At 70.1% G+C, this 13,744-nt stretch carries 11 protein-coding genes; 2 read left to right on the top strand and 9 right to left on the bottom strand.

The annotated features are described in order from the left end of the window. Positions 1-12: 12 nt before the first annotated feature. The 4 genes from kdpB to P2L57_RS33100 all read right to left on the bottom strand — a co-directional run bounded on the left by kdpB (position 13) and on the right by P2L57_RS33100 (position 5,188). Positions 13-2,142, bottom strand: coding sequence for a potassium-transporting ATPase subunit KdpB (kdpB, locus tag P2L57_RS33115; protein ID WP_275820926.1), 2,130 nt, complete (start codon positions 2,140-2,142; stop codon positions 13-15). A gap of 186 nt (positions 2,143-2,328) precedes the next feature. Continuing rightward, a complete protein-coding gene (locus P2L57_RS33110) occupies positions 2,329-3,519 on the bottom strand; it encodes a dipeptidase (protein WP_275820924.1) in 1,191 nt (396 codons plus the stop codon). 8 nt (positions 3,520-3,527) lie between these two features. Next, a complete protein-coding gene (gene purE, locus P2L57_RS33105) occupies positions 3,528-4,052 on the bottom strand; it encodes a 5-(carboxyamino)imidazole ribonucleotide mutase (protein WP_275820922.1) in 525 nt (174 codons plus the stop codon). Further along, on the bottom strand, positions 4,049-5,188 hold the full coding sequence (locus tag P2L57_RS33100; protein ID WP_275820920.1) for a 5-(carboxyamino)imidazole ribonucleotide synthase: 1,140 nt from the start codon (positions 5,186-5,188) through the stop codon (positions 4,049-4,051). Before P2L57_RS33100 ends, purE begins: the two co-directional genes overlap by 4 nt. A 479-nt stretch (positions 5,189-5,667) precedes the next feature. Between P2L57_RS33100 and P2L57_RS33095 the strand changes: the two genes are divergently transcribed. Next, on the top strand, positions 5,668-6,177 hold the full coding sequence (locus tag P2L57_RS33095) for a GtrA family protein (RefSeq protein ID WP_275820919.1): 510 nt from the start codon (positions 5,668-5,670) through the stop codon (positions 6,175-6,177). Between the two features lie 16 nt (positions 6,178-6,193). On the opposite strand, the gene P2L57_RS33090 is transcribed toward P2L57_RS33095, so the two are convergent. Further along, a complete protein-coding gene (locus P2L57_RS33090) occupies positions 6,194-7,534 on the bottom strand; it encodes a sensor histidine kinase (protein WP_275820917.1) in 1,341 nt (446 codons plus the stop codon). A 25-nt stretch (positions 7,535-7,559) separates the two neighbouring features. After that, positions 7,560-8,231: a response regulator transcription factor gene (locus tag P2L57_RS33085; protein WP_275820915.1), complete on the bottom strand. Its 672-nt coding sequence runs from the start codon at positions 8,229-8,231 to the stop codon at positions 7,560-7,562. Between the two features lie 457 nt (positions 8,232-8,688). On the opposite strand from P2L57_RS33085, the gene P2L57_RS33080 reads away from it, so the two are divergent. Next, entirely contained in the window at positions 8,689-10,194 is a 1,506-nt protein-coding gene (locus P2L57_RS33080; RefSeq protein WP_275820913.1) for a peptide MFS transporter, read from the top strand. 62 nt (positions 10,195-10,256) lie between these two features. On the opposite strand, the gene P2L57_RS33075 is transcribed toward P2L57_RS33080, so the two are convergent. Genes P2L57_RS33075 through P2L57_RS33065 form a run of 3 tightly spaced genes read right to left on the bottom strand, consistent with a single transcriptional unit; the run spans position 10,257 to position 13,701 of the window. Further along, positions 10,257-11,702: a hypothetical protein gene (locus P2L57_RS33075; RefSeq protein ID WP_275820911.1), complete on the bottom strand. Its 1,446-nt coding sequence runs from the start codon at positions 11,700-11,702 to the stop codon at positions 10,257-10,259. After that, positions 11,699-12,754 carry a neocarzinostatin apoprotein domain-containing protein gene (locus P2L57_RS33070; protein WP_275820908.1) on the bottom strand — a complete coding sequence of 352 codons (1,056 nt, stop codon included), beginning with the start codon at positions 12,752-12,754 and terminating at the stop codon, positions 11,699-11,701. Before P2L57_RS33070 ends, P2L57_RS33075 begins: the two co-directional genes overlap by 4 nt. After that, positions 12,751-13,701: a COG1470 family protein gene (locus P2L57_RS33065; protein WP_275820906.1), complete on the bottom strand. Its 951-nt coding sequence runs from the start codon at positions 13,699-13,701 to the stop codon at positions 12,751-12,753. The genes P2L57_RS33070 and P2L57_RS33065 overlap by 4 nt, the downstream gene beginning before the upstream one ends. Positions 13,702-13,744 lie beyond the last annotated feature (43 nt).

The raw sequence follows: 13,744 nt of genomic DNA, 5'->3' as shown, positions 1-13,744 counted from the left end.
CCGCACCCCGATTCACCCGATCCCGGGAACGAACCGCACCACCATGTCAATGGCCTTGATGCCCAGGAACGGCAGGATCAGGCCGCCCAGTCCGTAGATCGCCAGGTTGCGGCGGAGCAGGTCGTGGGCCGAGGCCGGGGTGTAGCGCACGCCGCGTAGGGCCAGCGGGATCAGGGCGACGATGATCAGCGCGTTGAAGATGATCGCCGAGGTGATCGCCGAGGTCGGGCTGTGCAGGCCCATGACGTTGAGCTTGTCCAGGCCCGGATAGACGCCCGCGAACATCGCCGGGATGATCGCGAAGTACTTCGCCACATCGTTGGTGATCGAGAAGGTCGTCAACGCGCCCCGGGTGATCAGCAGTTGCTTGCCGACCTGGACGATGTCGATGAGCTTGGTGGGGTTGGAGTCCAGGTCCACCATGTTCCCGGCCTCCTTCGCGGCCGAGGTGCCGGTGTTCATCGCCACACCCACGTCCGCCTGGGCCAGGGCAGGCGCGTCGTTGGTGCCGTCACCGGTCATCGCGACCAGGTTGCCGCCCGACTGCTCCCGCCTGATCAGCGCCAGCTTCTGCTCCGGGGTGGCCTCGGCGAGGAACTCGTCCACGCCCGCCTCCATCGCGATCGCACGGGCGGTCAGCGGATTGTCCCCGGTGACCATGACGGTCTTGATGCCCATCCGGCGCAGCTGCGCGAAGCGCTCCCGGATGCCGTCCTTGACGACGTCCTTGAGGTGGATGACACCGAGCGCCCGGGCGCCGTACGTGTCCTCCACCGCGACCAGCAGCGGGGTGCCGCCGGAGCCGGAGACGGTTTCCACCAGGCGGCCGAGACCGTCGGGCACGTAACCGCCGCGCTGCACCACCCAGTTGGCGACGGCCGCCGCCGCGCCCTTGCGGATCATCCGGCCGTCGGCGAGGTCCACTCCGCTCATCCGGGTCTGCGCGGTGAACGGTACGAACCGCGCACCGGGCAGCTCCCCCTCATGGCGTTCCCGCAGCCCGTACCCCTCCTTGGCGAGGACCACCACCGAGCGGCCCTCGGGGGTTTCGTCGGCCAGTGACGACAGTTGGGCGATGTCGGCGAGCTGCCAGTCCTCGATGCCGTCCAACGGCAGGAACTCGGCCGCGTGCCGGTTCCCGAGGGTGATGGTGCCGGTCTTGTCGAGCAGCAGTGTCGACACGTCCCCCGCCGCCTCCACCGCGCGGCCGGACATCGCCAGCACGTTGCGCTGGACGAGCCGGTCCATGCCCGCGATGCCGATGGCGGACAGCAGCGCGCCGATGGTGGTCGGGATCAGCGTCACCAGCAGGGCGACCAGCACGATCGTGGACTGCTCGGATCCGGCGTACCCGGCCATCGGCTGCAGTGTGATGACGACCAGGATGAACACGATGGTCAGCGAGGCCAACAGGATGTTCAGCGCTATCTCGTTGGGCGTCTTCTGCCGCTCGGCGCCCTCGACCAACACGATCATCCGGTCGATGAAGGTGCCGCCGGGCTTGGAGGTGATGCGCATGATGATCCGGTCGGAAAGCACCTTGGTGCCGCCGGTGACCGAGGAGCGGTCACCGCCCGCCTCCCGGATGACCGGCGCGGACTCCCCGGTGATCGCGGACTCGTCGACCGAGGCGATGCCGTGGATGACCTCGCCGTCGCCAGGGATCGTCTCTCCGGCCTCCACCACGACGAAGTCCTGCGGCTGCAACTCCGTTGAGGGGACGATCTCCTCGGGGCAGTCGTCCAGCCCCACCCGCCAGCGGTGCAGCCGCCGGGCCGTGGTCTCGCTGCGGGTCCTGCGCAGGGACTCCGCCTGCGCCCTGCCCCTGCCCTCGGCGACCGCCTCCGCGAGATTTGCGAACACCACGGTCAGCCAGAGCCAGCAGGTGATCACACAGGCGAAAACGGTGGGCGCCAGCAGCGCGGACAACGCGGTGAGTGCGGCCCCCACCTCGACCACGAACAGCACCGGGGTCTTCGCCATGCGCCGTGGATGCAGCTTGTGCAGCGCCTCGGGCAGCGCGGCGACGAGTTGCCGCGAATCGAGCAGACCCGCGGAGACCCGGAACGAGGCGACGGCGGAGTGCTTGGCAGGGTGCGGGGAATCGGATACGACGACTTTCTCGGGCGCCAGGAACGGCATGGCGGGATCCATCGCTACGAGGGACGAGGGGGACCGCCCCGCGGCGCTCCGCCCCGGCGCGGCACCGGCGGGTACCGGTGCCGTCCAGCCAATCGGCTCCGGGTCAGCCGCCCGGACGCTCTTGATGCCCCTTTGGCGGTGCGGCCGCGCGGATTGACACGCTCCTTACGCGGCCGCGCCTGTCAACTACCGTGCGCCGTCCAGCTGTTCGATGGTCGCGTTGGACGGGCCGCGCCTGGCCCGCTCGTCCCGCCCGACGGACTCCGCGTCCCGCAGCACCCGTACCGCGTTGCGCCAGGTCAACTTGGCCAGGTCGGCGTCCGACCAGCCGCGGCGCAGCAGCTCCGCGATCAGGTTGGGGTAGCCCGCGACATCGTCCAGGTCCTTCGGTACGAAGGCGGTGCCGTCGAAGTCACCGCCGATGCCGATGTGGTCGATGCCCGCGACCGCACGCATGTGGTCGAGGTGGTCGGCCACGGTGGCCGCGGTGGCGACCGGGCGCGGGTTGCGCGCCTCGTAGGCCCGCTGCACCTCCATCCCCTCGGACGTCGAGTCCAGCGGATGCAGACCGTGGGCGCGCATGTTCTCGTCGGCGCCCCGGGTCCACTCGATGGCCTCGGTCAGGATGAACTTCGGCACGAAGGTGGCCATCGCCACGCCACCGTTGGACAGCAGGAGTTCCAGCACGTCGTCGGGGATGTTGCGGGGGTGGTCGCAGACCGCGCGTGACGAGGAGTGCGAGAAGAGCACCGGCGCCGAGGTGACCCGCAGCGCGTCGCGCATCGTGTCGGCGGAGACATGGCTGAGGTCGACCAGCATGCCGCAGCGGTTCATCTCCCGGACGACCTCCTCGCCGAAGCGGGTGAGTCCGCCCGCCCTCGGCTCGTCGGTCGCGGAGTCGGCCCACGGCACGTTGTCGTTGTGGGTGAGCGTCATGTAGCGCACGCCGAGCGCGTGGAACGCCCGCAGTGTGGCAAGGGAGTTGTTGATCGAGTGGCCGCCCTCGGCCCCCATCAGCGAGGCGATCCGCTCCTCGGCCCGCGCGGTCTCCATGTCGTCCGCGGTGAACGCCGGCCGCAGGTCCGCGGCGTAGCGCTCGGTCAACTGCCGCACCACGTCGATCTGTTCGAGGGTCGCGCTGACCGCGTCGTCCCCGGTGAGGTCGGTACGTACGTAGACCGACCAGAACTGGGCGCCGACGCCGCCCGCGCGCAGCCGAGGGATGTCGGTGTGCAGCGAGGCGCGTTGGTCGGTGGCGATGTCGAGCCGGTCGAGGTCGTAACGGACCTGCTCACGCAGCGCCCAGGGCAGATCGTTGTGGCCGTCGACCACCGGGTGCGCGGCGAGCAGTTCGCGGGCGCGGGCGAGAGGGTCCATCCCGGCGGTCACTTTCCGAAACCGAAGGCGTCCTGGCTGCTGGCCTTCGCGCGCAGCCGCTTGCCCTTCTCGGTGGCCTGGTGGTTGAGGTCCTCCTGGAAGTGCCGCACGCGGTCGAAGAGTTCCGCGTCGTGCGCGGCCAGCATCCGTACCGCGAGCAGCCCCGCGTTGCGCGCGCCGCCGATCGAGACGGTGGCGACCGGGACCCCGGCCGGCATCTGCACGATGGACAGCAGTGAGTCCATGCCGTCCAGGTACTTCAGCGGTACGGGCACGCCGATCACCGGAAGCGGGGTGACCGAGGCGAGCATTCCGGGCAGGTGGGCGGCGCCGCCCGCGCCCGCGATGACCGCCTTGAGCCCGCGTCCTGCGGCCTGCTCCCCGTACTCGACCATCTCGCGCGGCATGCGGTGCGCGGAGACGACGTCGACCTCGTAGGGGACCTCGAATTCGTCGAGGGCCTTGGCGGCGGCTTCCATGACGGGCCAGTCGGAGTCGGACCCCATGACGATGCCGACGAGGGGGGAGTTCATTCGGTGATCGTTCCTCGCAGATAGTCGGCGGCGTGCCGGGCGCGCTCGATGACGTCGGCCAGGTCGTCGCCGTAGGTGTTGACATGGCCGACCTTACGGCCCGGCTTCACGTCCTTTCCATACATATGGATCTTGAGGCCGGGATCACGGGCCATGCAGTGCAGATAGGCGAAGTACATGTCGGGGTAGTCGCCGCCGAGCACGTTGGTCATCACGGTCCACCGCGCCCGGGGGCGCGGGTCGCCGAGCGGCAGGTCGAGCACGGCCCGAAGGTGGTTGGCGAACTGCGAGGTGACGGCGCCGTCCTGGGTCCAGTGGCCGCTGTTGTGCGGACGCATCGCGAGCTCGTTGACCAGGATCCGGCCGTCGCCGGTCTCGAAGAGCTCGACCGCGAGGTGGCCGACGACATCCAGTTCCCTGGCGATGGTGAGCGCGAGCTGCTGCGCCCGCGCGGACAGCTCCGCCGGCAGGTTGGGAGCGGGCGCGATCACGGTGTCGCAGACGCCGTCGACCTGGATCGACTCGACGACCGGGTAGGCGACGGCCTGGCCGTGCGGCGAGCGGACGACATTGGCGGCCAACTCCCGTACGAAGTCGACCTTCTCCTCGGCGAGCACCGGCACACCGGCCTTGAAGGGCTCACTCGCCTCTTCCGCGCTGCGGACGATCCAAACACCCTTGCCGTCGTATCCACCGCGCACGGTCTTCAACACGACCGGGAAACCGGACCCCTCGGCCGCGAAGGCCGCCACATCCGCTGGGTCGGAGACGATCCGGTGCCGCGGGCACGGCACAGCGATGCCGTCCAGGGTGGCTCGCATCACTCCCTTGTCCTGGGCACGCACCAACGCGTCGGCCCCCGGGCGGATCACCACGCCCTCGGCCTCCAGAGCCCGCAGGTGTTCGGTCGGTACATGCTCGTGATCAAAGGTGATCACATCGCATCCCTTGGCGAACTCCCGCAGTGTCTCCAGGTCCCGGTAGTCACCGATCATCACGTCCTGGACCACCTGCGCCGCGGAGTCCTGCGCGGTGTCGCTGAGGAGCTTGAAACGAACGCCGAGCGGGATGCCCGCCTCGTGCGTCATACGGGCGAGTTGTCCGCCCCCGACCATGCCGACTACGGGGAATGTCACCAGGCCAGGGTATAGGCCAGGACACTCCGGACGAATCTACGCGCGTTGCGTGTGCATGCACGGAACCACTCCGCAAGCTGGTGGACCGGTTCACGCACGGCCCGCCCGGCGACGCGCACCGCACCCACACGGTCGTCTAACACGTCACCGTCGACCAGACACCGGCGCGCATCCCAGCCGGACGCGCCCGGGCATGCGATGATCACAAGAATGTAAGACGAATTTAAGACGCCCGCGCCGAACCCCGGCGACCAGCGGTTCGTCCTACTCACGGGAGGACTGCCTTTACCGGCACTTGGGCACAATTTGGCAGGTCCCTACCCTTGAGCAGGGTCGGTTACACCTCTACGGGAGGCGGCCGTTCACCCTTGATGGTTAGCATGATGCAGCGGGGGAGCAGCCGAACAGCCCAATGAACCGGCACCGGTACACCGGAACCGGCAACCGACGGACACCGACAGACAGGGTCTAGCGACATCATGAGTCGACTGAGCGCGCTGAACACTCGATTGAGGCTCCTCTACCGCGAGATCGCGAAGTTCGGCCTCGTTGGCATCGCCGGCATCGGCGTCAACCTCGTGGTGTTCAACCTGCTACGCAGCGCTACCAACCTGCAGACCGTGCGGGCCAGCGTCGTCGCGACCATCGTCGCCATCGCCTTCAACTACGTCGGCTTCCGCTACTTCACCTACCGGAACGCGGACAAGAGCGGGCGCGGCAAGGAGCTGGGCCTGTTCACGTTCTTCAGCGCGATCGGCCTGGTGATCGAGAACGGCGTGCTGTACGGCGCCACCTACGGCATGGGCTGGGACGGCCCGCTGGCCAACAACTTCTGGAAGTTCACCGGCATCGGCGTCGCCACGCTCTTCCGCTTCTGGTCCTACCGCACCTGGGTCTTCCGCTCGCTGCCCGCCCAGGCCGTCGAGCAGGCGGAGGCGATCCTCAGCGACGCGGAGCAGCAGGCGCGGGTCAACGCGGCAGGCAAGTAGTCACCCCGCGCACAACTCAGCGAACAGGAGGGCCCTCTTCGGGGCCCTTCGGCGTTTCCGCACCGGCCACGGCGCCCTCGGCGGACCCACCGTGCCCGCGGGCCGGGCCCCTCCCGTCGTTCTCGACCGCCTCGCGGGCGAGGAACAGGGCGAAAACCGGCGGGCGCTGCTGCAACAGCTCCAGACGGCCGCCGTCGGCCTCCGCCAGGTCACGGGCGACGGCGAGGCCCAGGCCGGTCGAGTTGCGACCGCTGACCGTCCGCTCGAAGACCCGGGAGCCGAGGTCGGGCGGGACGCCCTGGCCCTCGTCGGTGACCTCGGCGACGGCCTGGTTGCCGGTGACCCGGGTGTGGATGACCACCGAGCCCGCACCGTGCATCAACGCGTTCTCGATCAGCGTGGCCAGCACCTGGGCGACCGCCCCCGGGGTGCCGACGGCCCGTAGCCCCCGCGTGCCGGAGCGGGAGATGCTGCGGCCCTCGCCTCGGTAGGCCGGGCGCCACTCCTCAAGCTGCTGCTTGATCACCTCGTCGAGGTCGAAGGCGACCGCGGAGCCGGTCCGCGGGTCGCGGGAGTTCGTCAGCAGCCGCTGCACCACGTCGGTGAGCCGTTCGACCTGACCGAGCGCGATGGTCGCCTCCTCCTTGACCGTGTCGTGGTCGTCGGTGGCGATGATCTCCTCAAGGCGCATCGACAGCGCGGTCAGCGGCGTACGGAGCTGGTGGGAGGCGTCGGCGGCCAGCCGTCGCTCGGCGGTGAGCATCTTGGCGATCCGCTCGGCGCTGGCGTCCAGCACATCGGCGACCCGGTCCAGCTCCGGCACCCCGTACCTGCGGTGGCGCGGGCGGGGGTCGCCGGAGCCCAGCCGCTCGGCGGTCCCGGCCAGGTCGATCAGCGGCGAGGCCAGCCTTCTGGCCTGCTGTACGGCCAGCACCACGGCGGCGGCGATGGCCAGCAGCGCCACCGCCAGGATGACCAGCAGGGTCCTGCCGATCTCCTGGCTGATCACCGAACGGGACTCCTGCACCAGCACGGACTCACCGTGCACCCCGGTCTGCAGGGACTGGATGACCTCGCCCTCAGGCGGGGTGCCCAACGTGATCGGCCCCTGGCCCGGAATCCGGATCACCGCATACCGCTGGGAATTGATCTGCCGGGTGAGGGCGGGCGGAGACACCTTCTCACCTGCGGCGATGCGGTTCTCCACGACGCCGATCAGCTGGACGGCGTCGGACTGCACGCTCTCCTTGGCGCTGCTCTCAATCGTCCGGCTCTCCACGATGACCAGCGAGATCCCGAAGACGGCGATCACCACAAGGACCACGGCGAGCGTGGAGTTGATCAGACGGCGGCGCATAGGAGCTCAGACACTTCTCGTTCTTCTAGTTCTTCTCGAAACGGAAGCCGACGCCCCGGACGGTGGAGATGTAGCGCGGATTGGCGGCATCGTCGCCGAGCTTCTTGCGCAGCCAGGAGATGTGCATGTCGAGCGTCTTGGTCGAGGACCACCAGGTGGTGTCCCAGACCTCGCGCATCAGCTGGTCACGGGTGACGACCCGGCCCGCGTCCCGTACCAGTACGCGCAGCAGGTCGAACTCCTTGGCGGTGAGGGAGAGTTCGTCGTCGCCGATCCAGGCGCGGTGCGACTCGACGTCGATCCGCACGCCCTGGGTGGTGGGCTGGGCCTCGGCGCTACCGCGCCGCAGCAGTGCCCGCACCCGGGCGAGCAGCTCGGCGAGCCGGAACGGCTTGGTCACGTAGTCGTCGGCACCGGCGTCCAGGCCGACCACCGTGTCCACCTCGTCGGCGCGGGCGGTGAGCACCAGCACCGGGAAGCCATGGCCCTCGGTGCGCAGCCGTCGGCACACCTCCAGGCCGTCCATGCCAGGCAGGCCGAGATCCAGAACGAGCAGGTCCACGGCGCCCTGCAGTCCGGCGTCGAGTGCCGTGGGTCCGTCTTCGCGCACCTCGACCTCGTAGCCTTCGCGGCGCAGCGCGCGAGCGAGCGGTTCCGAGATCGAAGCATCGTCCTCGGCGAGCAGTACGCGGGTCATGGGCTGATGGTAGTCCGCGTAGCTGGCCACAGGGGCGCGCGGGCGGACGCCCACCGGATCGTCGACGGGGCTCGGAGCGCCGGGAGGTGGATCGCGCGACTCCTCGCGCCCCTGTGACGAATATCTCAAGTCGGTGCATTGGCCGCGCCTCTTGACCTACCTTGGGGCGAACGTCCGTTAGCACGACCAAGAGACTCTCGGCCGAACGACGCGCCAAGAGTCTCTTTCTGTGCGGGGTTGGCCTACCTCCAGCCTCGACAACAGTGAATGACCTGTCGGCCGGGCCCGCGACGCAAGCGCGCGGGCGTGGATCCCGGTGTGCGACTGCTCTGTCGCTCCCCCTGACAAGGGAGCGAACCCCCTGGGCGTTGGGGGCGGGCGGTGCGCGCCGGTGCCGGCCTCCCCCACCGGGTGTGCGTTCCCCCCAGCGCACACTCTGAGCACCCAAGGAACGACCATGGCGTCCAGCCTGACGAAGGACGCCGCGGCGCAGGCAACCCCTGCGAACGGCGGCAAGACCTTCTTCGGCCACCCCCGCGGCCTGGCCACTCTCTTCATGACCGAGATGTGGGAGCGGTTCAGCTTCTACGGCATGCGCGCGCTGCTCGTGCTCTATCTGGTCGCCCCCGCTTCCAAGGGCGGTCTCGCCTTCGCGGCCGCCACGGGCGCGGCCATCTACTCCGTCTACAACGCGACGGTGTACCTGCTCGCCATGCCGGGCGGCTGGATCGCCGACCGTCTGTGGGGTCCCCGCAAGACGGTGGCCGTGGCCGGCACGATCATCATGATCGGCCACTTCCTGCTGGCCGTGCCGTTCGAGGCCTCGTTCTTCGTCGGCCTGGTCTTCATCGCGGTCGGCTCCGGTCTGCTGAAGGCCAACATCTCCACGATGGTCGGCCACCTCTACCCGGACCGGAACGACCCGCGCCGGGACGGTGCGTTCACGATCTTCTACATGGGCATCAACCTCGGTGCCTTCGCCGCGCCGCTGGTCATCGGCACGGTCGGGCAGAGCGTCAACTGGCACCTGGGCTTCGCGCTCGCCGGTGTCGGCATGGCGCTGGGTCTCGGCCAGTTCCTGCTGGGCACCCGCCATCTGGCGGAGGAGAGCAGCGTCGTTCCGGCCCCGCTGCGGGCCGAGGAGCGCACCGCGCTGCTGAAGAAGGCCAGCCTGTGGTCCGGCGCCGCGGTGGTCTTCTACGCCATCGTCGTCGCCACCGGCTCGTTCACCATCAACTGGGCGCTGTGGCCGCTGTCGCTGGCCGGACTGGCGCTGCCCGCTTGGTACTTCGTCAAGATCCGCCGTGACAAGGACATCACGGCGGACGAGAAGTCGAAGGTGACCGGATACATCTGGTTCTTCATCGCGGCCGCGGTGTTCTGGATGATCTACGACCAGTCCGGCTCGACCCTGACGGTCTTCGCGAGCGACAACACCGCCTCGAAGCTGTTCGGCTTCAACTTCCCCAGCAGTTGGTTCCAGTCGCTGAACCCGCTCTACATCATGGCGCTGGCCCCGTTCGTCGCGATGCTCTGGATCAAGCTGCGGGACCGCAACCCGAGCACCACGGTGAAGTTCGCCTACGGTCTGATCGGCATCGGCGCCTCCTTCGGCGTGATGATGCTGGCGCAGGCGGCGGCCGCGGGCGGCGCGAAGGTCACCCCGCTGTGGCTGGCGATGGTCTATCTGGTCCAGACGGTCGCGGAGCTGTGCCTCTCGCCGGTCGGTCTGTCGGTCACCACGAAGCTGGCCCCGGCCAAGTACGCGGGCCAGATGATGGGTCTGTGGTTCCTGGCCGTGACGGCGGGTGACTGCACCGCCGCGATCATCCAGCTGGTGGCGGGCAACGCGTTCCTGTCCGAGGCGTCGTTCGCGATCCAGGGCGCGGTGGCCGTGCTCGCCGGTGTCGCGGTGGTGATCTGGCGGAAGCGGATCATCAATCTGATGGGCGACGTGCACTGACGCCCCGCTGACAAGCGGTGGAGAGGGCCCCGGGACATCCGTCCCGGGGCCCTCTCGGTGTTTCACCGGCGCAGCTTGCGCCAGGGGGTGAAGGTGAAGATCGCGCCGCCCAGCAGGATGACGGTGCCCGCCACCAGTGCGAGGGCGTGCAGCGCGCCGATGTCGCTCGCGCCAGTCTGGGCGAGGCCGCCGGAGCCCGAGCCGGAGGACGTGCCCGTACCGCCGCTGGTACCGCTGGTACCGGTGGAGGTTCCGCCGCTGCTGGTGCCGCCCTGCTGGGCGGAGGTGTCGAGGGTCAGGGAGACGCCCGGGTCCTTCGCCGGGGAGCAGGTGGTCGTGGTGCCGAGTGCGTTGACGGTCAGGACGCCCGGGGTGAGCGTTGACTTTCCGGTGGCGCCCGGCTTGTAGGTGCCCTTCAGGTCCGGGATCGTGATGGGGTCGCCGGCCTTGATGGGCTGTGGGTTGGTCGGCCCGGCGACCGGGACCGTGCCCTTGTCCGCCCCGCCGACCTTCACCTGCATCGACGGCTTGACGGAGTTGGCGGGGATGTCCGCCGGGCTGTTCATCACGCTCTTGCCGAAGTGCACGGTCAGGCCGAAGTCGCCGCCGCTCTTCTCGGCGTTGATCTGCACCGGGGAGACCGCGCTCTTGTTGCCGATCGGGGTCACGCACTGGTAGTCGACGTCAACGGGCTTGCCGGTGAAGGACGTTCCGCCGCCGGAGCCGCCGCTGGTGCCACCGGTGTCCCCACCACTGGTGCCCCCGCTGCCCGTACCGCCGGAACTGCCGGTACCGCCGCTGCTGGTGCCGCCCGCGGCCGTACCGCCGCTGCTCGTACCGCCCGCGCTGGTGCCGCCTGCGCTCGTACCGCCCGCGCTGGTGCCGCCCGCGCTCGTACCGCCTGCGCTGGTGCCGCCGGAAGTGCCGCCTGAACTGCCGCCGCCCGCGGTCACCTTGATGGTGACGGCGGGCGGAACGGTGGCGGTCGCCTTGCACTTGGTGTCGGTGGAGATCGGCTGGCTGACGTTGATGTCGTAGTCCGAGGGGGTGAGCGTCACATCCCCCGCCGTCGTGAGCTTCAGCTTGCCGGTCATGTCGGACAGCACCATGGGGCTGTTCTTGGGGATCGGCGGGTTGACGCGCGCACCCTGGACGGCCAGCGTGCCGGTCTGCGCGCCACCGACCGCCAGGTTCCCGCTCGGCTGCACGGTGTCCTTGCCGAGGTCGATGATGCCGGGGTTGTTGGACGCCGCCTGGACGGTCTTCCAGACCACCGTGATCTCGTCGCCCACGGTCGCGGTGGCCGGGGCGGTGATGTCGGCCTTCGTGGTGCCCTTGACGGGCGGCAGGCCGGAGATCGGCGGTGGGACGCACTGGGTGGCGAAGTCCGACTCGGCGGCATGGGCCGGTCCCGCGGCCCAGACCAGGGATGCCCCGCCGAGTAGCAGCGCGACTCCGACCGCGCTGGCGGTCCGGCTCGTGGGTGGTCGCGTTCGGGTACGTGTCACGTGCTTCCCTTCGCAGTGGGGTGGTCATCGGTCGACGGTGCGGAGGGTGTGCGGCGGTCCGCCGGACGGGTGTCCGGGGTGAACCACGGCAGGCTTCCGGAGCGGTGCGAGGTGGCAGGGGCCGGGGTGGTGCTCCGGTGGGCGGGAGTGCGGGTGCGGACCCGGATACGGGCGTGGGCCAGGCTGTGGCGCCGGGTGGCCGCCGGTGGGCGCAGACGGTCGACGATCGCCATGCCGATCCGGAAGACCGCGGCCGGAACGACGATGAACAGCAGGATCCAGAAGAGGGTCACGCCCCACGGACGTGAGACGCTCCACGGCTGCTCGACCAGCACCTTGTCGCCGTACTGCAGCGTCACCCGGTAGTCACCGTGCGCCCCGGACGCCAGCTCGACCGGCAGGCTGACCTGCGCCCTCGCACCGGGTTCCACGGTGCCCCGCCACTGCTGGTCCTGCCACCGCGGCGCGTAGACACCGTGTGAGACGCCCACCTTGAAGATCGGGTCCTTCGCCCGGTCAGAGCCCATGTTGCCCACGGTGACCACGAGTTGGCGCTGAGCGGGCGCACCGAACCAGGTCAGCAGACCGCTGCTGCCGTCGAGACGGGCGCCGAGCGCGGCGAGCCGCCCGCCACCGATGTCCGACGGCAGCGGCGCCACCGGGTGCCCGGCCACGCTGAACGCGGCGTCCACGATGACCGGATCGCCCATGACGGTCGCGACATGCACCACGCACGGGCACGGCTTGGGCGGCTCGGCGACCGGCAGTCGTCTGCTGAACGCGCCGGACGCGTCGGTGGTGACCGCCCGCCCGGTGGCATTGGCACAGGAGTTGGTGCCCCCGATGGCGTTCTGGCCGCAGATCAGCATCGTCAGCAGGGTGTTCGGGCGCCAGCCCGACCCGGTCACGGTGATCGAGCCGCCCGCGCCCGCCTGTTGGGCGGACAGCCGGACGGACGCCCCGGCAGCGGTCGCCGGGCCGGGCGCGGCCAGTACGAGGAGGGGCAGCAGCAGTGCGAGGACGGCTGCCGCGCACCGGTTTCGCCGTGTCATGTCGTCGCTCCCGCCAGTTCCCGGGCGCTGTCGCCGGGTTGCCCGCCGTCCTCGGATCGGTCCGGCGCGCGGCTACGGCGTCGTACGAGCAACGGCACGGCGACGCATCCGCCGCCCGCGCACACCCCGCCGACCAGCGCCCAGGGCACGGCGGTGTAGGAAGCGGTACCGACGGCCGTCGTACGGCCGTCCGCCGTGGCCGTCACCCGCATCCGTACGCGGTCCAGCGCCGGGGGGTGCGGCCATCGCTCGGCGATCCGGGCCCGCTGGCCGGGCGGCAGCACCGCCAGCCGGCGCGCCGGGCGGCGCAGTGACGTTCCGAACAGACCGTCCGCCCGTACGGCGGCGCTCGGGGTCAGCGGGGTGTTGCCGCGGTTGACCAGGACGTAGCGGATCTCGGTGCCGTGCACGGTCCGTACCACCGCCAGGTCCTCGACGCCGAGCGCGGCCAGGGCGGGTCCGGTGACCCGCAGATGGACCGGCACGGTGGCCCGCTGCCCCGCGCTGTCCTCGACGACGATGGCGGCCGGATGGTCACCGGGCGGCGCCGTGCCGGGCACCGTGACGGTGAACGGAACGTCGGCGCGGGTCCTGGCCGGAACGTTCACCGAGGACGAGGCGAAGCGCGTCCAGGTGCCGGAGTCCTTGCTGTCGGCGGCGCTGCGGACCGCGAGGGATCCCTTGGCGGTGAGGTGTCCGTCGACGCCGTAGAGCGTGAACCGCTCGGGCCTGCCTGAGGTGTTGGCCACCGAGACGGTGTCCCGCAGCACCGTGCCGGGACCGCTTTCCAGGTAGAAGTACGGGCGGTCACCGGCGGGCGCCGCGGTCCACCCGCCGAGGGCGGCGCACACCAGCAGCACCGCGATGACGGCGCCGGTGGCCCGCGCTCCCGACGACCTGGGCGACGACACGACCGAGGACACGAGCGACGCCTTGACGGACGCCATGAGCCGCACTCCTTCCGCTGCCGCGCGCCAGAGCCCGTCCGGC

The sequence above is a fragment of the Streptantibioticus ferralitis genome, assembly GCF_029223525.1.
In the GTDB taxonomy this organism is placed as follows: Bacteria; Actinomycetota; Actinomycetes; order Streptomycetales; family Streptomycetaceae; genus Streptantibioticus_A; species Streptantibioticus_A ferralitis.
The sequence above is the reverse complement of the archived record's forward strand: the minus strand, read 5'-3'. Positions and strand labels throughout refer to the sequence as shown.

Bases quoted from the DNA above. Each gene is read 5' to 3' on its own strand.
- kdpB (WP_275820926.1), bottom strand. From the start codon at position 2,142: ATGCCGTTCCTGGCGCCCGAGAAAGTCGTCGTATCCGATTCCCCGCAC.
- P2L57_RS33110 (WP_275820924.1), bottom strand. From the start codon at position 3,519: ATGGACCCTCTCGCCCGCGCCCGCGAACTGCTCGCCGCGCACCCGGTG.
- purE (WP_275820922.1), bottom strand. From the start codon at position 4,052: ATGAACTCCCCCCTCGTCGGCATCGTCATGGGGTCCGACTCCGACTGG.
- P2L57_RS33095 (WP_275820919.1), top strand. From the start codon at position 5,668: ATGAGTCGACTGAGCGCGCTGAACACTCGATTGAGGCTCCTCTACCGC.
- P2L57_RS33090 (WP_275820917.1), bottom strand. From the start codon at position 7,534: ATGCGCCGCCGTCTGATCAACTCCACGCTCGCCGTGGTCCTTGTGGTG.
- P2L57_RS33085 (WP_275820915.1), bottom strand. From the start codon at position 8,231: ATGACCCGCGTACTGCTCGCCGAGGACGATGCTTCGATCTCGGAACCG.
- P2L57_RS33080 (WP_275820913.1), top strand. From the start codon at position 8,689: ATGGCGTCCAGCCTGACGAAGGACGCCGCGGCGCAGGCAACCCCTGCG.
- P2L57_RS33070 (WP_275820908.1), bottom strand. From the start codon at position 12,754: ATGACACGGCGAAACCGGTGCGCGGCAGCCGTCCTCGCACTGCTGCTG.
- P2L57_RS33065 (WP_275820906.1), bottom strand. From the start codon at position 13,701: ATGGCGTCCGTCAAGGCGTCGCTCGTGTCCTCGGTCGTGTCGTCGCCC.